This window comes from Variovorax sp. HW608, from assembly GCF_900090195.1.
Taxonomy (GTDB): Bacteria; Pseudomonadota; Gammaproteobacteria; order Burkholderiales; family Burkholderiaceae_C; genus Variovorax.
Map to the genome: position 1 here is coordinate 6,214,814 of NZ_LT607803.1, position 21,099 is coordinate 6,235,912.

The 21,099-nt window shown below is 67.1% G+C and carries 22 protein-coding genes and 1 other RNA gene; 11 read left to right on the forward strand and 12 right to left on the reverse strand.

Going from position 1 to position 21,099, the window contains the following annotated elements; all coding sequences use genetic code 11:
• Window positions 1–12: 12 nt before the first annotated feature.
• From VAR608DRAFT_RS29375 to VAR608DRAFT_RS29390, 4 genes are all read right to left on the reverse strand, one after another.
• A complete protein-coding gene (locus VAR608DRAFT_RS29375) occupies window positions 13–567 on the reverse strand; it encodes a hypothetical protein (RefSeq protein ID WP_088957285.1) in 555 nt (184 codons plus the stop codon).
• 229 nt (window positions 568–796) lie between these two features.
• Window positions 797–1,042 carry a hypothetical protein gene (locus VAR608DRAFT_RS29380; protein WP_088957286.1) on the reverse strand — a complete coding sequence of 82 codons (246 nt, stop codon included), beginning with the start codon at window positions 1,040–1,042 and terminating at the stop codon, window positions 797–799.
• Entirely contained in the window at window positions 1,035–1,388 is a 354-nt protein-coding gene (locus tag VAR608DRAFT_RS29385; protein ID WP_088957287.1) for a hypothetical protein, read from the reverse strand. The genes VAR608DRAFT_RS29380 and VAR608DRAFT_RS29385 overlap by 8 nt, the downstream gene beginning before the upstream one ends.
• Window positions 1,389–1,443: 55 nt before the next feature.
• Entirely contained in the window at window positions 1,444–3,030 is a 1,587-nt protein-coding gene (locus VAR608DRAFT_RS29390) for a phospholipase D family protein (RefSeq protein ID WP_231973003.1), read from the reverse strand.
• 84 nt (window positions 3,031–3,114) lie between these two features.
• On the opposite strand from VAR608DRAFT_RS29390, the gene VAR608DRAFT_RS29395 reads away from it, so the two are divergent.
• The 6 genes from VAR608DRAFT_RS29395 (at window position 3,115) to VAR608DRAFT_RS29420 (ending at window position 8,811) form a co-directional block, all read left to right on the forward strand.
• Window positions 3,115–3,669 (forward strand): peroxiredoxin, encoded by a 555-nt coding sequence (locus tag VAR608DRAFT_RS29395; RefSeq protein WP_088957288.1) that lies wholly within the window; start codon window positions 3,115–3,117, stop codon window positions 3,667–3,669.
• 17 nt (window positions 3,670–3,686) lie between these two features.
• Entirely contained in the window at window positions 3,687–5,120 is a 1,434-nt protein-coding gene (locus VAR608DRAFT_RS29400) for an aldehyde dehydrogenase family protein (RefSeq protein ID WP_088957289.1), read from the forward strand.
• Window positions 5,121–5,207: 87 nt separating this feature from the next.
• The gene (gene moaA, locus VAR608DRAFT_RS29405) at window positions 5,208–6,326 is read left to right on the forward strand and encodes a GTP 3',8-cyclase MoaA (protein ID WP_088957290.1); all 1,119 of its coding nucleotides are present in this window, start codon (window positions 5,208–5,210) and stop codon (window positions 6,324–6,326) included.
• Entirely contained in the window at window positions 6,323–6,973 is a 651-nt protein-coding gene (mobA, locus tag VAR608DRAFT_RS29410) for a molybdenum cofactor guanylyltransferase MobA (protein ID WP_088957291.1), read from the forward strand. Before moaA ends, mobA begins: the two co-directional genes overlap by 4 nt.
• 16 nt (window positions 6,974–6,989) lie before the next feature.
• A complete protein-coding gene (gene moeA, locus VAR608DRAFT_RS29415) occupies window positions 6,990–8,300 on the forward strand; it encodes a molybdopterin molybdotransferase MoeA (protein ID WP_088957292.1) in 1,311 nt (436 codons plus the stop codon).
• A 31-nt stretch (window positions 8,301–8,331) separates the two neighbouring features.
• Complete coding sequence (locus tag VAR608DRAFT_RS29420; RefSeq protein ID WP_088957293.1) at window positions 8,332–8,811, forward strand: Crp/Fnr family transcriptional regulator; 480 nt, start codon at window positions 8,332–8,334, stop codon at window positions 8,809–8,811.
• Window positions 8,812–8,828: 17 nt separating this feature from the next.
• Here VAR608DRAFT_RS29420 and rnhA read toward each other — a convergent pair whose 3' ends face one another.
• Both rnhA and VAR608DRAFT_RS29430 read right to left on the reverse strand, forming a co-directional pair.
• Window positions 8,829–9,278, reverse strand: coding sequence for a ribonuclease HI (rnhA, locus tag VAR608DRAFT_RS29425; protein WP_088957294.1), 450 nt, complete (start codon window positions 9,276–9,278; stop codon window positions 8,829–8,831).
• The gene (locus tag VAR608DRAFT_RS29430; protein ID WP_231973004.1) at window positions 9,275–10,090 is read right to left on the reverse strand and encodes a class I SAM-dependent methyltransferase; all 816 of its coding nucleotides are present in this window, start codon (window positions 10,088–10,090) and stop codon (window positions 9,275–9,277) included. The genes rnhA and VAR608DRAFT_RS29430 overlap by 4 nt, the downstream gene beginning before the upstream one ends.
• Between VAR608DRAFT_RS29430 and gloB the strand changes: the two genes are divergently transcribed.
• Both gloB and VAR608DRAFT_RS29440 read left to right on the forward strand, forming a co-directional pair.
• Window positions 10,089–10,886, forward strand: a complete 798-nt coding sequence (gene gloB, locus VAR608DRAFT_RS29435) for a hydroxyacylglutathione hydrolase (protein WP_088957296.1) — start codon at window positions 10,089–10,091, stop codon at window positions 10,884–10,886. The genes VAR608DRAFT_RS29430 and gloB overlap by 2 nt on opposite strands.
• A complete protein-coding gene (locus VAR608DRAFT_RS29440; protein WP_088957297.1) occupies window positions 10,883–12,445 on the forward strand; it encodes a transglycosylase SLT domain-containing protein in 1,563 nt (520 codons plus the stop codon). Before gloB ends, VAR608DRAFT_RS29440 begins: the two co-directional genes overlap by 4 nt.
• Before the next feature lie 16 nt (window positions 12,446–12,461).
• On the opposite strand, the gene VAR608DRAFT_RS29445 is transcribed toward VAR608DRAFT_RS29440, so the two are convergent.
• From VAR608DRAFT_RS29445 to dnaX, 6 genes are all read right to left on the reverse strand, one after another.
• Complete coding sequence (locus VAR608DRAFT_RS29445; protein WP_088957298.1) at window positions 12,462–13,295, reverse strand: ABC transporter permease; 834 nt, start codon at window positions 13,293–13,295, stop codon at window positions 12,462–12,464.
• 1 nt (window position 13,296) lies between these two features.
• Window positions 13,297–14,112: an ABC transporter ATP-binding protein gene (locus VAR608DRAFT_RS29450; protein ID WP_088957299.1), complete on the reverse strand. Its 816-nt coding sequence runs from the start codon at window positions 14,110–14,112 to the stop codon at window positions 13,297–13,299.
• Between the two features lie 48 nt (window positions 14,113–14,160).
• Window positions 14,161–15,198: an ABC transporter substrate-binding protein gene (locus VAR608DRAFT_RS29455; RefSeq protein ID WP_172843918.1), complete on the reverse strand. Its 1,038-nt coding sequence runs from the start codon at window positions 15,196–15,198 to the stop codon at window positions 14,161–14,163.
• Window positions 15,199–15,343: 145 nt separating this feature from the next.
• The gene (gene recR, locus VAR608DRAFT_RS29460) at window positions 15,344–15,934 is read right to left on the reverse strand and encodes a recombination mediator RecR (RefSeq protein WP_088957300.1); all 591 of its coding nucleotides are present in this window, start codon (window positions 15,932–15,934) and stop codon (window positions 15,344–15,346) included.
• 14 nt (window positions 15,935–15,948) lie between these two features.
• Window positions 15,949–16,281 (reverse strand): YbaB/EbfC family nucleoid-associated protein, encoded by a 333-nt coding sequence (locus VAR608DRAFT_RS29465; RefSeq protein WP_088957301.1) that lies wholly within the window; start codon window positions 16,279–16,281, stop codon window positions 15,949–15,951.
• 43 nt (window positions 16,282–16,324) lie between these two features.
• A complete protein-coding gene (dnaX, locus tag VAR608DRAFT_RS29470; RefSeq protein ID WP_088957302.1) occupies window positions 16,325–18,163 on the reverse strand; it encodes a DNA polymerase III subunit gamma/tau in 1,839 nt (612 codons plus the stop codon).
• Between the two features lie 123 nt (window positions 18,164–18,286).
• On the opposite strand from dnaX, the gene ffs reads away from it, so the two are divergent.
• From ffs to VAR608DRAFT_RS29485, 3 genes are all read left to right on the forward strand, one after another.
• Window positions 18,287–18,383, forward strand: an RNA gene (gene ffs, locus VAR608DRAFT_RS29475) — signal recognition particle sRNA small type.
• 75 nt (window positions 18,384–18,458) lie between these two features.
• Window positions 18,459–19,448, forward strand: coding sequence for an IS1595 family transposase (locus VAR608DRAFT_RS29480; protein WP_088956592.1), 990 nt, complete (start codon window positions 18,459–18,461; stop codon window positions 19,446–19,448).
• A gap of 400 nt (window positions 19,449–19,848) precedes the next feature.
• Entirely contained in the window at window positions 19,849–20,982 is a 1,134-nt protein-coding gene (locus VAR608DRAFT_RS29485) for an IS110 family transposase (RefSeq protein WP_088957303.1), read from the forward strand.
• The last annotated feature ends 117 nt before the right edge of the window (window positions 20,983–21,099 follow it).

A 21,099-nucleotide genomic window follows, 5' to 3' on the forward strand; every position in this document is an offset into this window, starting at 1 on the left:
GAATGACCGCGATCAGTTCAGGCTGACGGTGCGCGAAGGCTCGCTGCGCAGCGGGGCGCCCTGCAGGGTGTCGAAATCCGAGGATGCCTCGGGCGGGCGCATTTCCTCGTGCTCGTGCAAAGACGCCACCCAGCGGCCCGCCGCCGATTCCGCCGGCTCGTCGTTGGTGAAGACGCCGTCGCGGATGTAGAAGGTTTCGCCGGCCGGGCGCTCCAGGTGGAGCTCGATCAGCCGCGCGATCGGGAAGGTGTAGGTCACCAGCTTTTCCTTCGTCTTGCGGTCCTTGGCGCCGCAATTGAAGTAGCCCTCCGACGCGATGACGATGCACGAGCCGTCGACCTGGCTGTCGATGTCGCTGCCGTATCGCCACACTGCCGAGGGCATGCGCACGCGGACCTTATCGATCACCAGATCGCGCTGCTTGTTGAGCGAATTCAGTGGCGGCACCAGCGAGCGCAACTGCTTCAGGCGCTCCGCGAAGGTGTCATCCATCACGAACTCTACGTGATGCGTCGATCCGCCGGAGCGCTTGACGACTTGCATGACGACGTGGCGTTGTCGGCTCACTGGGTCCGTCCTTTCGCGTTCAATCGAAACAGACCCGGGCCGGCACGGCCTTTGAGTGCATCGGGATCATTTGAATCGATCATCAATTAAAACTTTGGTATTGACGCAATTCACATCAATTGTTTCTAACTGTAGATCGATTTTTTCCGAATTGATAGGCGGTATGAAGTACTAAATTCAACGCGCCCAATTGGCCCATCCGTGCAACAAGTCACGCGGGCCAGGGGGTTCAGCCGCCCCCGCCGTTCGCCATGAGTTCGTCGAGCGCCTTGCAGGACGGTGCGCAGACCGTCTGCGACTTGCCCAGCAACTGGCGCGTGCGCAGTTGCGAGCGAACGCGGTGCTTGCCGCACATGAAGCACGACATCGTGGCGCCGCTGAACGAGGCGGAAGCACGGAACGGCGAACCCGGCGCCTTGGCCTTGTAGCGCAGCCCGTCGGCCAGCACGGTGGTCTTGACGTCGGCCTTACTCATGCGCGGCCTCCGGGCCGTGGCCCATGGCGCGCTCGATGGCCTTCCTGGCGGCCAGTTCGGCGCCGAGCGACGCATCCAGTCCCGAGCGGCAGAGCCCCGCATGCTGGTAGAACATGTTCTCGTACACCTCGGCCGCGGCCGGATAGGCATCCAGCAGTTGACCGAGCTGGGCGCCCGGTTCCACATCGCGGAACTCGTCGACCAGATGCATGACGACGGAGCGGTATTGCTCGGCGCCCACCGGCACCGGGCTGTGCTCGAGCCGCTCGAGGAGCTGGGCCAGGACGTGCGTCACCGCCAGATCGGTCTTGTGAGCATGGGTGTTGGTAGCGTTCATGCGAAGCATGTGAGGCGCCAGCGGCGGATTGCAAGGGGGAGGAAGCGACAGCAGCATCCCGGGATTACAACAGCATTTCCGGCACCAGCGGCGCGACCAGGGAGTTGTAGAAACGCTGGAAGAATCCCGCCTCCGGCTCCGACGTCAGGATCATTTCCTTTTCGCCGTCGGTGGTCAGCCATTGCAGCGATCCGGTTTCCGCATCCAGACGAAGGCGGTAGGAATTCTGCAATTTGCTGATGTTGATCACCCGGAGCATCTCGCGCGCCAGTTGCGGGCTGTCGACCACCACCCCCATTTCGGTGTTCTGGGTGGCCGAGCGCGGATCGAGATTCATCGACCCCACGAAGATGCGCTGCTTGTCGATCGCCGCCGTCTTCGCGTGCAGTCTGCCCAGCGAATTGCCGAACATGCCCAGGCGCTTGTTGGCGGTGGTCCGCTCGGGACTGAGCTCGTAGAGATCCGCGCCGCTGCGCAACAACCGCTCCCGATAGCGCACATAGCCGGTATGCACCAGCGGCTCGTCGTTGGCCGCCAGCGAATTGGTCAGGAGCGTCAGCTTGACCTTGCGGCGCATCAGGTCGTCGAAGGCCGCCATGCCTTTTTCGCCCGGCACCAGGTAGGGCGAAGTGAGGTCCACCTGGGACTTCGCCTCGAGCAGCAGCCCCCACACCTTCATCGTCACGCTGGTCGCGAGGGCCTCGTCAGCGCTCATGGCCTTGGGCTTGCTCGGCGGGTCGGCAATGGCGTGCGCCTCGCCCCACAGCAGGCCCATGCGGCCGGCGTCGAGCTCCTCGGCGATCGGGCCGTAGCCCAGCACGTCGACCGGCGGAATCTGCAGCTTCGGCGGCGGCGCAGCCATGCCGATCCAGTCGTCGAACTCTTGCGCGGTGGGCTTGCGGCCGCCCTCCCCCGTCACGATGTCCTGGATCGGCCAGACCTGTTCGGCATTCCAGAAGGCATCGAAGACCGCCTCCAGTTCGGCCACCACCTTGCCGACCACGAGCGCGTCCATGTCGATGAAGTTCTGCGCCTCGCTGAGCACGAAATACTCGTCCGCGATGTTGCGCCCGCCGACCACCGCCATCACGCCGTCGGCGATGAACAGCTTGTTGTGCATGCGGTGGTTGAGGCGCGGAATGTCCTGCGGCGACGCCGCGAAGCGCGACACGATGCCGCCGCGCCCGCAGCAGAAGGGATTGAAAAGCCGCACCTCCACGTTCGGCGTCTGCGCCAGCCCCAGCAGCGGCTGCTGGCTCTTGCTGGTGTAGAGATCGTCCACCAGCACCCTCACCTTCACGCCCCGCGCACCGGCTTCACGCAAGGCCCGCATCAGCAGCCGGCCGGTCGCGTCGTTCTCGAGCTGGTAGTACTGCACCACGAGCGAATGCTGCGCGCGCTGCGCCAGCTGGATGCGGGCATCGAGCGAATAGACGCCCAGCGGCATCAGCCGGAAGCCGGAGTGCTCGCCGGGCGGCGTCGAGGCGAGCGCGATCTTCGCCAGCATCGCGGACGGATCGGGCGCGGCAGCACGCTCGTCCGGCCGCTCCGGCATCTTCGGCAGCGAGCCGCAGGCCGCGAGCAGGGCAAGGGCCCCGGACAAGGCCACGGCGCCCATGACGCGGGCGAAAGCGAAGGCCATGGATGTCATGTTCGATTCCCCTTCTCTTCTGTTGCCTGCCGATGGCGCCCCCCCGGTCCTAGAATTCGATACGCCTTCTTCCGGGGTTACATCATGATGCTCCAGACCTCCCTGCGCGCCGCGCTTTTTGCCTTGGCCGCAGCCGCGGCGCCGACCGCCTTTGCAGCACTCGACATCGGCGACGCCGTTCCCAAGTTCACCGCCACCGCGGCGCTGGGCGGCAAGGTCTTCAGCTACTCGCTCGCCGAAGCGCTGGCCAAGGGGCCGGTGGTGGTGTATTTCTTCCCCGCGGCGGACAGCGCCGATTGCTCGATCGAAGCGCACGCCTTCGCCGAGGCGGTCGACCAGTTCGCTGCCCTCGGCGCCACGGTGATCGGCGTGTCGGCCGACGACATCGACACGCTGACCAGGTTCTCGGTCAAATCCTGCCAGAGCCGCTTCCCGGTGGCTTCCGACCAGTCCAAGGCGGTCATCCAGGGCTTCGACGCGGTGATGCAGACCCGGCCGGATTTCGCGAACCGGCTCTCGTACGTGGTCACGCCCAACGGTCTCGTCGCCTACTACTACCAGAACCTCAACCCGGACAAGCACGTCGAGCGCATGCTGAATGCGCTGCGCGCGCTGCCCAGGGCGACGGCCGCGCGCTGAGCGCTAAGATTTCCCCCATGCAACTGAACTACATCGGCAACGAGAGCGTTGCCTCCGCGTCCGGCCGCACGCTGCCGGTGATCGATCCCTCCGATGGTCAGACCTTCGACGAGTTGCAGCGCAGCAACGCGGCGGACATCGATGCCGCGGTGCAGGCCGCGCACCATTGCTTCGAGACCGGCTGGCGGAAAGTCAGTGCTGCCGAGCGCGGACGGCTGCTCTACAAGCTCTCGCAGAAGATCGCGGCGCACACCGACGAACTCGCGCTGATCGAACAGCGCGATTGCGGCAAGCCGGTCAAGCAGGCGCGCGCCGATGCACTGGCCCTGGTGCGCTACTTCGAGTTCTACGCCGGCGCCTGCGACAAGCTGCACGGCGAAACCATCCCCTACCAGGACGGCTACAGCGTGCTGACGTGGCGCGAGCCGCACGGCGTCACGGGCCACATCATTCCCTGGAACTACCCGATGCAGATCTTCGGCCGCAGCGTGGGCGGTGCGCTGGCGGCGGGCAACGTCTGCGTGGTCAAGCCGTCGGAAGACGCCTGCCTCTCGCTGATCCGCGTGGCGCAGCTCGCCGCCGAGGTCGGCTTCCCGCCCGGCGCGATCAACATCGTGACCGGCTACGGCCACGAGGTCGGCGACGCCCTGGCGCGGCACGAAGGCATCGACCACATCAGCTTCACCGGCAGCCCGTCGGTGGGCACGATCATCCAGCAGGTGGCGGCCGAGCGGCACTGCCCCGTCACGCTCGAGCTCGGCGGCAAGAGCCCGCAGATCCTCTTTGCCGACGCCGACCTGGATGCGGCCATCCCGGTGCTGATCAAGGCGATCGTGCAGAACGCCGGCCAGACCTGTTCGGCCGGCTCGCGCGTGCTGATCCAGCAGGGCATCTACGAGCCGCTCCTCGAGCGCCTCGGACACGCCTTCGAGGCGCTGCGCGTCGGCCCGGCCGCGATGGACCTCGACGTCGGCCCGCTGATCCGCCAGACGCAGCAGCAGCGCGTATGGGATTTCCTCTCGGACGCCCACGTCGCCGGCATCCCGATGGTGGGCCAGGGCACGGTGGTCGACGAAGCGCCCGAAAGCGGCTTCTACCAGGCCCCGACGCTGCTGCGCGACGTGCCGGTCGGTCACCGGCTCGCGCAGGAGGAAGTCTTCGGCCCCGTCCTGGCCGCGATGTCCTTTTGCGACGAGGACGAGGCCGTCGCCCTCGCCAACGCCACGCGCTTCGGGCTGGTCGCCGGCATCTGGACCGAGAACGGCGCCCGCCAGCTGCGCATGGCCAAGCGCGTGAAGAGCGGCCAGGTGTTCATCAACAACTACGGCGCGGGCGGCGGCGTCGAGCTGCCCTTCGGCGGCGTCAAGTCCTCGGGCTACGGGCGCGAAAAGGGCTTCGAGGCGCTCTACGGATTCACGACGCTCAAGACCGTCGCGATCCGGCACGGATGATGACCGCCGTGGCCGGCCTCATCGCCTCAGGGTCAAACGTTTTCCGCCTGCCGGCTCGCGGAGCGATCGGTTAAATTTGCCTGCCTCATGAGCCAGCATGTCGTCCCCGTCTCCGAGATCGGCCGCGCCCGTCCAGCGGCGGCGATGGCCGGGCTTGCGATCCCGGCCACCGGCGTGCTGCTCGATCGCCTGCAGCGGCCGCTGACCGATCTGCGCATCAGTGTCACGGACCGGTGCAACTTCCGCTGCAGCTACTGCATGCCGAAGGAAGTCTTCGACAAGGACTACCAGTACCTCCCGCACAGCGCGCTGCTGAGCTTCGAGGAAATCACCCGGCTCGCGCGCCTCTTCGCCACGCATGGCGTGCACAAGATCCGGCTCACCGGCGGCGAGCCGCTGCTGCGCAAGAATCTCGAGGTCCTCGTCGAGCAGCTCGCGGCCCTGCGCACGCCCGACGGCCGGCCCCTCGATCTCACCTTGACCACCAACGGCTCGCTGCTGGCCCGCAAGGCCCAGGCACTCAGCGCGGCCGGGCTGCGGCGCGTGACGGTCAGCCTCGACGGCCTCGACGACGCGGTGTTCCGCAGCATGAACGACGTGGATTTCCCGGTGGCGGAAGTCCTCGCCGGCATCGAGGCGGCCAAGGCCGCGGGCCTCGGTCCGATCAAGGTGAACATGGTCGTCAAGCGCGGCACCAACGAGCAGGAGATCCTGCCGATGGCCCGCCACTTCCGCGGCACCGGCGTGGTGCTGCGCTTCATCGAGTACATGGACGTCGGCGCCACCAACGGCTGGCGCATGGACGAGGTGCTGCCGTCCGCGGAGGTGGTGCGGCGCGTCGCGGAGGAATTCCCGCTCGCCCCGCTCGAAGCCACCGCGCCGGGCGAAACCGCGCAGCGCTGGGCCTACCAGGACGGCGGCGGCGAGATCGGCGTGATCAGCAGCGTCACGCAGGCCTTCTGCCGTGACTGCAACCGCGCACGGCTGTCGACCGAAGGCAAGCTCTACCTCTGCCTCTTCGCCAATGCGGGCCATGACCTGCGCCCGCTGCTGCGCGGCGGCGCGAGCGACGAAGAGATCACTTCGACCATCGGCCACATCTGGCAGGGCCGCAGCGACCGCTATTCCGAACTTCGCGCACTGCGCGGACCCGAGACCGACGGCACTGCGCCGCGGCGGGTCGAAATGAGCTACATCGGCGGATGACCACCCCACCCGCCATCGCCACCGGCGACATCACCGGCCTCGTACTCGCAGGCGGGCGCGGCACCCGCATGGGCGGCGTCGACAAGGGCCTGCAGAGCTTCAACCGCACGCCGCTCGCCATGCACGCCGTGATGCGGCTGGGCCTGCAGGTCGGCGAGATCATGATCAACGCCAACCGCAACCTCTCGGCCTACGAATCGTTCGGCGTGCCGGTGTGGCCCGACGGGCTGGCGGACTATGCGGGGCCGCTGGCCGGCTTCCTCACCGGACTGGAGCGCTGCGAGACCCCTTATCTGCTCACGGTGCCCTGCGACACACCGCTTTTCCCGCTCGATCTGGCGAGCCGGCTGTCCGAAGCGCTGGTGGCGAACGATGCGGAGATCGCGATGGTGTCGGCCCCCGAGCCCCCCGAAGAACCCGGCGGCACCCCCGTCCTGCGCGCCCAGCCCGTGTTCTGCCTGCTGAACGCCACCCTGCTCGAAAGCCTCGTGCGCTTCACCCAGGCGGGCGGGCGCAAGATCGACGCATGGACCGCCCAGCATCGCACGGTGCTGGTGCCGTTCGACCGCCCCGGCGACGCGCCGGACGCCTTCTTCAATGCCAACACGCTGGCCGAGCTGCACGCGCTCGAAGCCCAGCGCTCCTGAATCCCCTGCTGCCTCCATGAGCCGTATCGCAGACATCGCCGCCGCACTGGCGGGCTACGACCCGAAGGCGCTGGACGTCGATGCCGTTCAGGCCTTCCTTGCCCGGCTGGCGGAACCGGCCGCGGTCACGCAGGTCGAGCGCATCGCCTTGCGCGACGCGCTGGGCCGGGTGCTGGCCGAGGACATCATCTCGCCGGTGAGCGTGCCGCCGCACGACAACTCGGCCATGGACGGCTTCGCGTTCGACGGCCGCCTGCTCGATGGCGCCGGCGACGATGAAACGCTGCAGTTGCGCATCGTCGGCACCGCCCTGGCCGGCGCGGCCTGGCGCGGCAGCGTGGACGCCGGTGACACGGTGAAGATCATGACCGGCGCCGTGATGCCGGTGGGCCTCGATACCGTCGTCCCGCAGGAGTTCTGCACGGTCGAGGGGGACGGCGTCCGCTTCCCCGCCAAGGCGCTGCGGCGCGGCGACAACCGGCGGCTGGCCGGCGAGGACCTCATGCAGGGCAAGCCCGCGCTGCGGCGCGGCGAGATCGTTTCGCCCGCGGCGCTCGGCATGGTGGCGAGCATCGGGCTGCCGATGGTGCCGGTGCTGCGGCGCCTGCGCGTGGCCTATTTCTCGACCGGCGACGAGATCCTGAGCCTCGGCGAACTGCCGCGCGAAGGCGCGGTGTACGACAGCAACCGCTACACGGTCTTCGGGCTCCTGACCAGGCTCGGCTGCGAGGTGATCGACCTCGGCCTGGTGCGGGACGATCCGGCCGCGCTCGAATCGGCGCTTTGCCGCGCGGCGAACGAGGCCGACGCGATCATCACCAGCGGCGGCGTCAGCGTCGGCGAGGCCGACCACACGCGGGCCGTGATGCAGCGCCTCGGCGACATGGCGTTCTGGTGCGTCGCAATGCGCCCCGGCCGGCCGATGGCGGTCGGCCTGATCCCGACGGACAAGCCGGATCGCGGACCGGCCGTGCTCTTCGGCCTGCCCGGCAATCCGGTCGCGGTGATGGTCACCTTCCTCGCGTTCGTGCGGCCGGCGCTTTTGCGCTTGATGGGCTGCAACGACGCCTGTGCAGCCCCGCCGCCGCTGCTTCGCGCCAGGAGCGTCGGCGCGATCCGGAAGAAGCCCGGGCGCACCGAATACCAGCGCGGCTACGTCCGGCCGGTGGCCGGGTCATTGCCCGAAGTCCGCATCGCGGGCAACCAGGGCTCGGGCGTGCTGAGCTCGATGGTCGAAGCCAACGGCCTCGTCGTGCTGCATCATGACCAGGGCAGCGTGGCCGACGGCGACCCGGTCGACGTCATGATGTTCGACGGCGTCATCTAGCGCCTGCCTCCCGGCCGGCAAGGAGCGGTGCATGGCATCGAGAATCGAGTTGATCCAGCAGATGCCCATCTTCGGCGCCATCGGAGCGGAGACCATCGAATTCCTGCTCGGTGAAGCGCCGGTGAGCCATGTGCGGCGCGGCGACTTCTTTTTCCACGAGAACGACACCCCCACCTGCATGTTCGTGCTGGAGAGCGGCCACGTCACGGTTTCGAAAAGCTGGCAGGAGCACGAGCTGCTCATCCGGCGCCTGGGCCCCGGCGACTGCTTCGGCGAGATGGCCCTGCTCGATCTCTTCCCCCGCAGCGCGACCGTGCGAGCCGACGAGGACTGCAGCGCCATCGAGCTCACCTCGGACAACCTCTACCGGCTGTTCGAGCACGACGTCGAGCAGTTCGCGCTGATCCAGATGAACATCGCGCGCGAGATGAGCCGCCGGCTTCGGATCACCGACGACCAGCTGTTCCGGGCCCGGATGGGCGAAGTGCCGGAAGCGCCCGAGCGCCTTTAGCCTTTGGCCTTCAGCGGCTAGATCCGTCCCAGCGCCCGCTCGACGCCCTTGTTGGCCAGCGCATCCGCGCGCTCGTTGCCCGGATCGCCCGAATGGCCCTTGACCCAGCGCCATTCGATCTGGTGGCCGCCCTCAGACACCAGCTTGTCCAGTTGCTGCCAGAGCTCCACGTTCTTGACCGGCTGCTTGGTCGAGGTGCGCCAGCCCTTGGCCTTCCAGCCGCGGATCCACTCGGTGATGCCCATGCGCACGTACTGGCTGTCGAGGTAGAGCGTGACCTTGCAGGGCCGCTTCAGCGCCGCGAGCCCCTCGATGACGGCCTGCAGTTCCATGCGGTTGTTGGTGGTGTTGAGTTCGCCGCCGAACAACTCCTTCTCGCTCGCCCCCGATTTCAGCCAGGCGCCCCAGCCGCCGGGGCCGGGATTGCCCTTGCAGGCGCCATCGGTGTAGATCTGTACTTCGTTCAAGAACCTTTTCCTTGTTTCTTTCGATGAGATGAACGGCGTGCGTGGTCGCGGTGGTCCCGGTGCACCCGCCCGGCGCCCGCGATCGGCACCGGGGCGCTGGCCCGGGCGGCCGCCCGGCGCCAGTCGGCGCTCAAGAGCCGCATGCCGCGGACGCGCTTCACGGCCGCCAGAAAATAGACCGCGCCGAAGATCGGCCACCAGCGCTCGCCGGCGGCATCGAACCAGTGGCAGCGCTCGAGCCACGCCTCGCTGCGCACGGCCGGCCGATAGACGCCGAAGCGGCCCGATTCGACCTCGAAGCTCAGCAAGCGCAACCAGTCGCGCATGCGCCGGTAGCCGATGAACTCGCCCGCGTCCGGCAGGAAGAGTTCGCCGAAACCCAGCCGCTGGTAGATCCGTGCCCGCCGTTGCCGCATGCCCCACAGGCTCGCCGGGTTGAGCCCGCAGATGACGACCCGCCCTTCGGGCACCAGCACCCGCTCGACCTCGCGCAGCGTCGCGTGCGGGTCCGGACTCAGCTCCAGGGTGTGCGGCAGCACGACGAGGTCGAGGCTGTTGGCCGGAAACGGCAGCGCCGAGAAGTCGGTGACGAGCGAACTGCGCGGCGCCATCGCCGACTCCGACAGCGCCAGCCAGCGATGCGGCATGCGGTTGGCACGCAGGCCGTGCACCTCGGGCAGCCCGAGCTGGAGCGCGTGATAGCCGAAGACGTCCGCCACGGCCTGGTCGAACTGGGCCTGCTCCCAGTCCAGCAGGTAGCGCCCTGGAGGGGTCTCGAACCAATCGTGCAAACCTATAATTTGACCGCTCATGACCCTCGTTCCGCTGCCCGCTTTTGCCGACAACTACATCTGGATGCTGCAGGACGGACGCAACGCGATCGTGGTCGACCCAGGGGATGCCGGGCCGGTGTTCGAAGCACTCCAGCGCGACAATCTGCAGTTGGCCGCGATTCTAGTCACGCACCATCACGCCGATCACACCGGCGGCGTGGCCGCGTTGCGCGAAGCCACCGGCGCACCGGTGTTCGGCCCTGCCCGCGAGCGGATCCCCGAGCCCTTCACACCGCTCGTCCATGGCGATCATGCCGACGTGCTGGGTCTGCGTTTCGAGGTCATCGAGGTTCCGGGCCACACCGCGGGACATATTGCCTACTTCCTTCCGGCCGATGCGCAGAGCGCATCGGCGGGCGACATCGCTCCGCTGGTCTTTTGTGGTGACACTTTGTTTTCCGGTGGATGCGGGCGACTTTTCGAGGGCACGCCCGCACAGATGCTCGCATCGCTCGACGCGCTTGCCGCTCTGCCGGGCGCCACGCGCGTGTGCTGCACCCACGAATACACACTTGCTAACCTGAGATTCGCGCGCGCCGTGGAACCCGGAAACGCCGATCTCGCTCAGTACACGGCGCAATGCGAAGCCTTGCGTGCGCGCGGCCAGCCGACGCTGCCATCGCAGCTCGCGACCGAGCGCCGTATCAACCCTTTTCTTCGCAGCCGCGAATCCACCGTCCGCCTGGCAGTCCAGGCCCATGCCGGCCTCAAGGCCCAGGCCGCCGAGACCGAGGTGTTCGCTGCGCTGCGCCAATGGAAGAACGACTTTCGATGAGATTCATCGTTGCCGCCTGCCTCGCGGGCTCCCTCTTTCTCGCGGGCTGCGCCACCGGTACGGGTCCCTTGTCCTCGGGATCCGGCGCCGCGCCGGTCTATCCGGACGGGGCGCTCAAGCCGATCACCTCCGGCCAGACGAAATCACGCGCCGTCGTGACGCTCGCGCCGCCCACCGACATGTGGGACCGCATCCGCCGCGGCTTCAAGATGCCGGAGCTCGACAACGACCTCGTGCATGACCGCGAGCAATGGTACGCAAGCCGGCCCGACTACCTGCAGCGCATGACCGGGCGCTCCAGCCGCTACATCTTCCACATCGTCGAGGAGCTCGAGCGCCGCGACATGCCGACCGAAATCGCGCTGCTGCCGTTCGTCGAGAGCGCCTTCAATCCGCAAGCCGTGTCGAGCGCCCGTGCGGCGGGCATGTGGCAGTTCATGCCGGCCACCGGAACCGACTACGACCTCAAGCAGAACATCTTCCGCGACGACCGCCGCGACGTGGTCGCCTCCACGCGGGCGGCGCTCGACTACCTGCAGAAGCTCTACGGCATGTTCGGCGACTGGCATCTCGCGCTCGCTGCCTACAACTGGGGCGAAGGCAACGTGAGCCGCGCGATCGCGAAGAACCAGCGGGCCGGCCTCCCCACCGGCTACACCGACCTGGCGATGCCCGCCGAGACACGCATGTACGTGCCGAAGCTGCAGGCGGTGAAGAACATCGTCGCCAATCCGGAGCGTTTCAACACCGACCTGCCGCTCATCGCCAACCACCCGTACTTCCAGACCGTCGAGCTCAAGCGCGACCTCGACGTCGACCTCGCGGTGAAGCTGGCGGACGTCAAGATCGACGACTTCCGCGCGCTCAATCCGTCGGCCCACAAGCCGGTGCTGCTGGCCGCGGGCACACCGGAGATCCTGCTGCCGTGGGACAACGCGGCGGTCTTCCAGCGCAATTTCGAGGCCTATTCGCAAGGCCAGTACGCGAGCTGGACCGCATGGACCGTCCCCAGCACCATGACCGTCGCGGACGCGGCCCAGCGCTCGGGCATGAGCGAAGCCGACCTGCGCGCGATCAACAACGTGCCGCCGCGGATGCTGATCAAGGCCGGCTCGACGCTGATCGTGCCGCGCACCGCGCGCGTGCAGGAAGACGTGGACGCAGTGGTGGCCGACACCGGACACCTGAGCTTCCAGCCCGAGATCGTCACGCGCCGCACCGTGATCAAGGCGGGCAAGCGCGACAGCGTCGCCAGCATCGCCCAACGCTTTCGCCTGAATCCGGCAAGCGTGGCCGAATGGAACGACGTGAAGACCAACCACGCCTTCCCGAAGGGCTACGACGTGGTGGTGTACCTGCCGGTGAAGGCGGCCCCCGCCACGCGCGTCGGCGCCGGGCTCGCGCACCTGACCGGCGGCAAGACGCTCAAGACGCTCAAGGCCGACAGCGTGACGTCGAGGGAGCCGAAGGGCACACCATCCAAAATCTCGAAGAAGCCGGTCGAGAAACAGGTGGTGCGCGAGCCGCGCGGCGGAACGCCCTCCAAGAAGAAGCGCTGAGCGCGCTGCCCTGCGATCAGAGTTTTTCAGTTTCGCCGGCGCGCGGCTGCCACTTCATCAGCCGCTGCTCCAGCACGCCGACGATGCCGTCGAGCACGAGAGCGAAGCCGGTCAGCACCACGATGCCGGCGAACACCGTGTTCACGTCGAAGGTGCCTTCGGCCTGCAGGATGAGGTAGCCCACCCCGCGCGCCGAACCCAGGTATTCGCCGACCACCGCGCCCACGAAGGCCAGCCCGACCGAGGTGTGCAGGCTCGAGAACACCCAGCTCGTCGCGCTCGGCAGGTACACCGTGCGCAGCAGCTGGCGCTGGTTCGCGCCGAGCATGCGCGCATTGGCGAGCACCACCGGGCTCACCTCGCGCACGCCCTGGTAGACGTTGAAGAACACGATGAAGAACACCAGCGTGACCGCCAGCGCCACCTTGCTCCAGATGCCGAGCCCGAACCACAGCGCGAAGATCGGCGCCAGGATCACGCGCGGCATCGAATTGGCCGCCTTGATGTAGGGATCGAAGACCAGGCTCGCGGTCGGCGCCAGCGCCAGCCAGAGGCCGAAGGCCAGCCCCAGCACCGTGCCGATGATGAAGGCCAGCACGGTCTCGACGAGCGTCACGCCGAGGTGCAGGTAGACATCCGCATTGCCGGGCAGCCCCTCGGGAAAGAGCGGATTCGGCGGAATCGCGACCGGCATGAACCAGCTCCAGATCCGTCCCGCGACCTGGACCGGTTCGCCGACGAAGAATGCGAACTGCTCGTTGCGCGACGAAAGGTGCCACGCCACCAGCACGAGCAACAGCAGCACGACCTGCCAGAAGCGCGCGTTGCCTTCATGGGGGCGAAGCTTCATGTCAGGCGGCCTTCTTGAGTTGCTGCGCGTAGCCCTTGAGCACTTCGTCGCGAAGCACGGCCCAGATCTGCGAATGCAGCTCGACGAATCGCGGCTGCGTGCGCACTTCGGCCACGTCGCGCGGGCGCGGCAGGTCGATGTCGAACTCGCCGATCGGGCGCGTGGCCGGACCGGCGGAGAGCACGACCACGCGGTCGCTCATCGCGATCGCTTCGTCGAGGTCGTGCGTGATGAACAGCACCGCCTTCTTCCTGCTCGCCCAGAGCGCGAGCACCTCGTTCTCCATCAACTGCCGCGTCTGGATGTCGAGCGCGCTGAAAGGCTCGTCCATGAGGATGATGTCGGGGTCCAGCGCCAGCACCTGGGCGAGCGCCGCACGCTTGCGCATGCCGCCGGAAAGCTGGTGCGGATAGCGGTCGCCGAAGCCCGCGAGACCCACGCGCGCGAGCCATTCGCCCGCCAGGCCGCGCGCCTTCGCATCGGCAATGCCCCGGTACTGCAGGCCGAGCATCACGTTGTCCATCGCGCTGCGCCAGGGCATCAGCGCTTCGCTCTGGAACATGTACCCGGCGCGTGCATTGATGCCTTCGAGCGGCTGCCCGAAGACCTTCACCTCGCCCGACGAGGGTTCGAGCAATCCGGCCCCCACGTTGAGCAGCGTCGACTTGCCGCAGCCCGTGGGCCCGACCACCGAGACGAACTCGCCCGCGCGCACGCGCAGGGTGGCGCCTCGCACGGCCGTGTAGCGCTGCGTCCGGTCGTCCTTGGCGCGGAAGATGCAACTGATGTCCAGGAGTTCGAGTGCGTAGTCCACCATGCAATCCAAGAAAAAACCCGGCCGAGGCCGGGTTGCTGGACGCGCGGGTCAGGCTTTGAACCGGTCCTTCGCGCGCCGCGCAAACTCGTTGGTATAGAGCTTCGACAGATCGATCTTGTCGGCCTTGACCGTCGGGTCGAAGCTCGCGATGGCGTTCAATGCGGTCTTCGGCCCCTCGGCCGGGACGATCCCGTCGGTGGCGATGGCCTCGCGGACCTTGTCGAACGAAGCGAGATAGAGCGCGCGATCGCCGAGCAGATAGGTCTCGGGCACCGTCTTGATGATGTCGCCCGGGCCCGCAGTCTGCAGCCACTTGAGGCCGTGCACGATCGCATTGGCCAGCGCCTGGCAGGTGTTGGGATGCTTCTGCACGAACTCGGACGATGCATAGAGGCACGCCGCCGGCATCAGCCCGCCGAACACCTCCTGCGTGCCCTTGAGCGTGCGCGTGTCGCTGATGATCTTCACGTCGCCCTTCTGCTCCAGCATCGTCATCACCGGATCGGTGTTGCTGATGGCGTCGATCTGGCCCGACCGCAGCGCAGTCAGCGCGCCGGCCGCGACGCCGACGCCGATGTAGCTCACGTCGCTGGCCTTGAGGCCAGCGCGCGAGAGCACGAGGTTGGCCACCATGTTGGTCGACGAGCCGGGTGCGGAGACACCGATCTTCTTGCCCTTGAGATCGGCGACGCCGCCGTACGAGGGCATGTTCTTCGTCGACACGCCGATGGCGATCTGCGGTGCACGCCCTTGCAGCACGAAGCACTGGAAGTACTGGTTCTTGGCCTGGAGGTTGATGGTGTGCTCGAAGGCACCCGAGCAGACATCGGCGGAACCCCCCACCACCGCCTGCAATGCGCGCGAGCCGCCGGCGAAGTCCGAGATCTCGACTTCGAGCCCTTCGGCCTGGAAGTAGCCGAGCTGCTCGGAGATGGTGAGTGGCAGATAGTAGAACGCCGCCTTGCCGCCGACCGCGATCGAAATCTTCGACTTCTCGAGCTTCGGCTGACCATGGACCAGGGGCACCCCGACTGCGGCCGCTCCCAGGGCCGCAGCGATGGTGAAGGTACGGCGATTGAGCAGCATGAATGACGACGCCTGGGGCTCTGTATTCGAGGTTCGAAACGAGCTTAGGGGCGCGACTGAGCGCCTGCATCGGGAACATCCCGTGCGGGTTTTCACGTAAACATGAAGGCCTCTAGCGGCCGGCGAAAAGGCGATGACTTTTCGCTCAGCGGCGGTCGACCAGTGCGTGCGCGATGGTGCCCAGGTCGACGTATTCGAGCTCGCTGCCGGCCGGCACGCCGCGCGCGAGGCGCGTCACCGTGAGGCCGCGCTGCTTGAGGGCCTCGCCGATGACATGCGCGGTCGCCTCGCCTTCGGCGGTGAAGTTGGTCGCGAGGATCACCTCGGTCACCGCGCCGTCGAGCGCGCGCTCGAACAGCTTGGCGAGCCCGATGTCCTTGGGCCCGATGCCGTCGAGCGGGCTGAGCTTGCCCATCAGCACGAAGTAGTAACCCTTGAAGGCGCCGGTACGCTCGAGCGCGGCCTGATCGGCGGGCGTCTCGACGACGCACAGCTTGCTCGCATCGCGTCGCGGGTCGCTGCAAACGTTGCAGATCGATGCTTCCGTGAAGGTGTTGCACCGCTCGCAATGCCGCACGCTGCTCGCCGCCTGCTGCAGCGCGCGCGAGAGCATCTGCGCGCCCTCGCGGTCATGCTGAAGCAGATGGAAGGCCATGCGCGAAGCCGACTTCGCACCCACGCCGGGAAGGCGGCGCAGCGCGTCGACCAGCGCATCGAGCGAACTGGAATCCGCCATCGAGGCCCGGGCGATCAGAACGGCAGCTTCATGCCGGGCGGCAGGCCCGGCATGCCGGCGGCGATCTTGCCCATCTTCTGCTCGCTGGTCTCCTCGGCCTTGCGCACCGCGGCGTTGAAGGCGGCCGCCACGAGGTCCTCGAGCATGTCCTTGTCGTCGGCGAGCAGGCTCGGGTCGATCGTGATGCGCTTGACGTCGTGCTTGCACGTCATCACCACCTTCACGAGGCCGGCACCCGATTCGCCCTCGACCTCGATCGTGGCGAGCTCTTCCTGCGCCTTCTTGAGGTTGTCCTGCATCGCCTGCGCCTGCTTCATGAGGCCGGCCAGTTGTCCTTTGTTGAACATCGTTGGTCCTGTCGATCGTTGAAAAAAGAAATTGAAGAAAACACTAGGCGGGCCGGAGCGTGCCCGGGACGATCCTCGCGTCCCAGTCGCGCATCATCGACTGCACCTCCGGATCGTTGCGTATCGCCTCCTCGGCAATGCGCTGGCGCTCTTCGGCAGCCTGCTTGTTGCGACGGGCCGGGCTGTCGACGACGCTGCCGATCTCGATCGCGATTCTCACGTCATGCCCGAGCGCCGCAAGCGCCGCCTGGACCTTGTCGCGGCTGCCGGACTGATTGAGCGATTCTCGCTCGACCCGCAGCAGCCACTGGTCGACGTCGCGCGCCACCAGTTGCGATTGCAGCGCCAGCTCACGTGCCAGCGCCGTGATGGATTCGGCCGCCACCATCTGCGTAACCGTGGCGTACCAGAAATCCCCCTCCTCGCTGGGCGGAATCGGGCGCGATGCGGCCGTGGCTGCCGATTCGCCCTCGCGCGCACCCGCGGGCGGCTGCACCCGCACCGGCACGGCCATGACCCGGGTCAGGGCCGGTTCGGGTTCGTCGCTGGCCATCGGCCGCGACGTCGCGCCAGCGTTCAGCGCCGGTGCATCGACGACCGGCAGGCGATGGCCCGGCCTCGCGCCAACGGCCGCAGGCGCAGCGGTCGCCACCGGCTCCACGCGCGGCGGTGCCGCGACGGGCGAAGGGACAAGCTCTGCCGGCGCGGCGCGCGCCACCGGCACTTCGCGCCGCGGCGCTTCATTCAGAGTTTTTTTTTCCAGGGCGGCCGCGCCGCTCGGCTTGAATGCCAGAAGGCGCAGCAGCACCATCGTCAGCGCCGCGTACTCGTCCGGCGCCAGCCCCAGCTCGGTGCGCCCGTGCAGGCACAGGCTGTAGAGCAGTTGCGTCTCGTCGGCAGGCATCAGCGCGGCGAGGCGAGCGGTTTCTGCCGCATCGGGATCGCCACCCGTGTCCGCCGCCGCGCGCGAAGGCACGGCCTGCATCACGGCCATGCCCTGCAGCACCGCCGTCATTTCTTCGAGCGTCGATGCGGCCGACAAGCCATCGCGCCGCAGGCCCTCGGCAGTCTCGACGACGGTCTTGCCGTCGCCCTGTGCCAGCGCCTCGATCAGCCGGAACACATGGCCGCGGTCGACGCTGCCCAGCATGTGGCGCACGCCGGTTTCCTGGAGCTCGCCGTTGCCGAAAGCGATCGCCTGATCGGTGAGCGACAGCGCATCGCGCATCGACCCGCGCGCGGCGCGTGCGATGAGGCGCAGCGCCTGCGGCTCGGCCGGGACCGATTCGGTTTCCAGCACGCGCGTGAGATGTTCGAGCACGGTCTCGGGCGCCATCGGCCGCAGGTTGAACTGCAGGCAGCGCGACAGCACCGTGACCGGCACCTTCTGCGGATCGGTGGTGGCCAGCACGAACTTGAGGTATTCGGGCGGCTCCTCCAGCGTCTTCAGCATCGCATTGAAGGCATGGCCGGTGAGCATGTGCACTTCGTCGATCATGAAGACCTTGAAGCGGCCCTGCACCGGCTTGTAGACCGCCTGTTCGAGCAGCGCCTGCACCTCGTCCACGCCGCGGTTGGAAGCCGCATCGAGCTCGGTGTAATCGACGAAGCGGCCCGCATCGATGTCCCGGCACGCCTGACACAGGCCGCACGGCGTGGCGGTGATGCCGCCCTGCCCGTCCGGGCCCTGGCAGTTGAGCGACTTGGCCAGGATGCGCGACACCGTGGTCTTGCCGACACCGCGCGTCCCGGTGAAGAGATAGGCGTGATGCAGGCGCTGCGAGGTCAGCGCGTTTTCGAGCGCCTGCACGACATGCTCCTGCCCCACCATCTCGCTGAAGGTTCTTGGACGGTGTTTTCGAGCGAGCACGAGGTAGGCCATCGGCGCATTTTAGGTCGGCCGCCGATGCGCCCCGGCCGCGATCCAGGCCTTCTTGCAGTCGGAATTCAAGACCGCTCGTCTTGGCAAGAAGGCGTGGTGAATCGTCGCCTACAATCGTAGGTTGACGGGCCTCCCCGCATGGTGAAGCGGCCAACCGGGTCAGGTGGGGAACCAAGCAGCCCTAACTGCGTAGCCAGTGCCGGGGGTAAGGCTCGTCAACCTCATTTCAAAGCTCGAAAACACTGTATTTAAATAAGGGGTATCCAGTTAGCTCCACTCGGCGCACAATGACTGGATGGATGTCCATATCGTAGTACCGGAAGCCGGGAAGGACTACCCCCGAAACTGGAACGAGTTTCTCGACTGGTTTGGCTCCGAGGAGGCATGTCTGGCCTACCTGGAGCGGCTGCGCTGGGGCGCTGGATTCGTCTGCCCGCGCTGCGGCAGCACGGCCGAGCCGTACCGTGCCAGCCGCACCCGTCTGATGTGCCGGGACTGCAAATACCAGGGCAGCGTGACCGCCGGCACCATCTTCGAGAAGACGCGAACGCCGCTGCGCGTGTGGCTGGCTGCGGCCTGGTACCTGACCAACCAGAAGCAAGGCGTCAGCGCCCTGGGCCTGCAGCGCGTGCTCGGCCTGGGCAGCTACGAAACCGCCTGGGCCATGCTGCACCGGTTTCGCCGCGCGATGGTGCGCCCGGGTCGTGACCGCCTGCACGGCGTGGTGGAGGTGGATGAAACCTATCTGGCGCTGACGGACCGCGAAGCGCCCGCCTCACCGCAGGGGCGCAAGAGCAATACCTCGAAGATTCTGGTCGCGGTGGCCGTCGAGTTGCTGGAGCCCAAGGGGTTCGGCCGGATTCGCCTGCGCCGCATCCCCAGGGATTCCGCCGCCCATGTCATCCCGTTCGTGCAGGACTCCGTCGAGCCGGGCACCCAGGTGTGCACAGACGGCTCCGCGGCCTATCGCTCGCTGAAGGAGTTGGGCTACGAGCACCAGCGCACGGTCATGCTGGGCTCGGACGCGCCCGCCCATGTGTCCATGGCCGGCGTGCACCGGGTGGCGGCGCTGGTCAAGCGCTGGATTCTGGGCACCCACCACGGCTCGGTGCAGCCCGAGCACCTGGACGCCTATCTGGATGAGTTCGTCTTCCGCTTCAACCGCCGCACATCGAGCTCGCGCGGCATGCTGTTCTACCGGCTCCTGCAGCAGTCCGTGGTCACCGCTCCGGTGACCTACGAGGACGTGGTCCAGGCAGGTGCGGCCGGGCGCCAAAAGGACTAGTATTGCTGGATGGACATCCAGTTATTTCAGTCAGTGGAGCTAAGCGGATACGCCGCATTTAAATACAGTGATCCGAGTAGAATTCGTCGTCTCCAAGAACAATCTCGAGGCGACGACATGACCACCCACCCTTCCCCCCAGGCCGCAGCGCGAGTGCTTCCATTTGCACCTCGGCCGCGGGTCGGCCGATCTTCGTGGCCCTTTTCCATCGCTTCGGCTGTTCCGACCGCGCGCGAAGTCAGCCTCCAGACCCATGCGGCGCGGGTCATCGCCACCACCGTGAGGCACTGGCGGCTTCGTCCGGCGGCGGTGTAGGCTAGATGCTATGAAGGGCTGCCCCAGGCGAGTCCCATTGAGCTAGAACGGGAACTCCCAGGCAGCAAACCAAAGGAGCACGGCCATGTCTGCACCCGAGACAGTCCTTCAAGGCAAGGATAGGACGAATGCGCACGATCTGTACATGAGTTTGGAGCTGAGTGACAAGCGTTGGAACCTGACCTTCGGCGACGGCATCCGTGGCCCCAGCCGGTGCACTGTGGCCGCTGGCGATTGCACGGCCGTGCTCGAACGTATTGGCAAGGCCCGAGTGCGCTTTGGGATACCAGCCGAGGCGGCGGTTCACGCGTGCTACGAAGCAGGTCGGGATGGCTGGTGGCTGCACCGCTGGCTGGTCGAGCAAGGCATCCACAACATCGTGGTCGACTCGGCCAGCATCGAGGTCAACCGGCACGCCAGACGTGCCAAGACCGATCGACTCGACGGCGACAAGCTGTTGGCGATGCTGCAGCGCTATCGCGCGGGCGAGGTGCGCGTATGGTCGGTGCTGCGCGAACCCACGCCACGGCAGGAAGACGCGCGCCGGTTGCACCGCGAGCTGCAGCGACTGTCGCACGAACACACCGCCCACACCAACCGCATCGGCTCGTTGCTGGTTTTGCACAACCTGCGAGTGCATTGCATCGGTGGGCGAAACTGGCAGGCGTGGTGGGACAGCCACTGCGCGCAGGTACCGCCGGCGCTGCGCGGCGAGATCGAGCGCGAGTGTGTGCGGCTGATGCTGGTCAAACAGCAGATGCGCACGCTCGAGGCGACGCAGCGCAAGGAAGTGGAAGACCGCGTGCAGCCACAGGTGTCGCAACTGGCCAAGCTGCGCTCGATCGGAGTCGCTAGCGCCTGGTTGCTGGTCAAGGAGTTGTTCGGCTGGCGACGCTTTGCGAATCGGCGCGAATTGGCAGGCTGTCTGGGGCTTGCACCCACGCCCTATGCCAGCGGCAACAGCCAGATCGAGCAAGGCATCAACAAGGCCGGCAACAAACGAGCGCGCACCTTGCTGGTGGAGCTGGCGTGGAGCTGGTTGCGCTATCAGCCCGACAGTGCCTTGAGCCAGTGGTTCATGCGTCGCTTCGGTGCAGGCGCCAAGCGTATGCGACGCATCGGCATCGTGGCGCTGGCGCGCCGCCTGGCGGTAGCGTTGTGGCGCTACCTCGAGCATGGCGAGATCCCAGCGGGCGCCACGCTCAAGGGCGTCGCGTAGAAGCCGCCTGGCGGTAGCGTTGTGGCGCTACCTCGAGCATGGCGAGATCCCAGCGGGCGCCACGCTCAAGGGCGTCGCGTAGAAGCCACCCTGGCCCAGACGAAGGCATCTTCATGA

Coding starts and splice junctions, on each gene's coding strand:
- VAR608DRAFT_RS29395 (WP_088957288.1), top strand. CDS start 3,115: ATGATGCTCCAGACCTCCCTGCGCGCCGCGCTTTTTGCCTTGGCCGCA.
- VAR608DRAFT_RS29385 (WP_088957287.1), bottom strand. CDS start 1,388: ATGCTTCGCATGAACGCTACCAACACCCATGCTCACAAGACCGATCTG.
- mobA (WP_088957291.1), top strand. CDS start 6,323: ATGACCACCCCACCCGCCATCGCCACCGGCGACATCACCGGCCTCGTA.
- VAR608DRAFT_RS29430 (WP_231973004.1), bottom strand. CDS start 10,090: ATGAGCGGTCAAATTATAGGTTTGCACGATTGGTTCGAGACCCCTCCA.
- dnaX (WP_088957302.1), bottom strand. CDS start 18,163: ATGGCCTACCTCGTGCTCGCTCGAAAACACCGTCCAAGAACCTTCAGC.
- VAR608DRAFT_RS29455 (WP_172843918.1), bottom strand. CDS start 15,198: ATGCTGCTCAATCGCCGTACCTTCACCATCGCTGCGGCCCTGGGAGCG.
- VAR608DRAFT_RS29450 (WP_088957299.1), bottom strand. CDS start 14,112: ATGGTGGACTACGCACTCGAACTCCTGGACATCAGTTGCATCTTCCGC.
- VAR608DRAFT_RS29445 (WP_088957298.1), bottom strand. CDS start 13,295: ATGAAGCTTCGCCCCCATGAAGGCAACGCGCGCTTCTGGCAGGTCGTG.
- VAR608DRAFT_RS29390 (WP_231973003.1), bottom strand. CDS start 3,030: ATGACATCCATGGCCTTCGCTTTCGCCCGCGTCATGGGCGCCGTGGCC.
- moaA (WP_088957290.1), top strand. CDS start 5,208: ATGAGCCAGCATGTCGTCCCCGTCTCCGAGATCGGCCGCGCCCGTCCA.
- moeA (WP_088957292.1), top strand. CDS start 6,990: ATGAGCCGTATCGCAGACATCGCCGCCGCACTGGCGGGCTACGACCCG.
- VAR608DRAFT_RS29420 (WP_088957293.1), top strand. CDS start 8,332: ATGGCATCGAGAATCGAGTTGATCCAGCAGATGCCCATCTTCGGCGCC.
- VAR608DRAFT_RS29380 (WP_088957286.1), bottom strand. CDS start 1,042: ATGAGTAAGGCCGACGTCAAGACCACCGTGCTGGCCGACGGGCTGCGC.
- gloB (WP_088957296.1), top strand. CDS start 10,089: ATGACCCTCGTTCCGCTGCCCGCTTTTGCCGACAACTACATCTGGATG.
- recR (WP_088957300.1), bottom strand. CDS start 15,934: ATGGCGGATTCCAGTTCGCTCGATGCGCTGGTCGACGCGCTGCGCCGC.
- VAR608DRAFT_RS29400 (WP_088957289.1), top strand. CDS start 3,687: ATGCAACTGAACTACATCGGCAACGAGAGCGTTGCCTCCGCGTCCGGC.
- VAR608DRAFT_RS29485 (WP_088957303.1), top strand. CDS start 19,849: ATGTCTGCACCCGAGACAGTCCTTCAAGGCAAGGATAGGACGAATGCG.
- VAR608DRAFT_RS29465 (WP_088957301.1), bottom strand. CDS start 16,281: ATGTTCAACAAAGGACAACTGGCCGGCCTCATGAAGCAGGCGCAGGCG.
- VAR608DRAFT_RS29480 (WP_088956592.1), top strand. CDS start 18,459: ATGGATGTCCATATCGTAGTACCGGAAGCCGGGAAGGACTACCCCCGA.
- VAR608DRAFT_RS29440 (WP_088957297.1), top strand. CDS start 10,883: ATGAGATTCATCGTTGCCGCCTGCCTCGCGGGCTCCCTCTTTCTCGCG.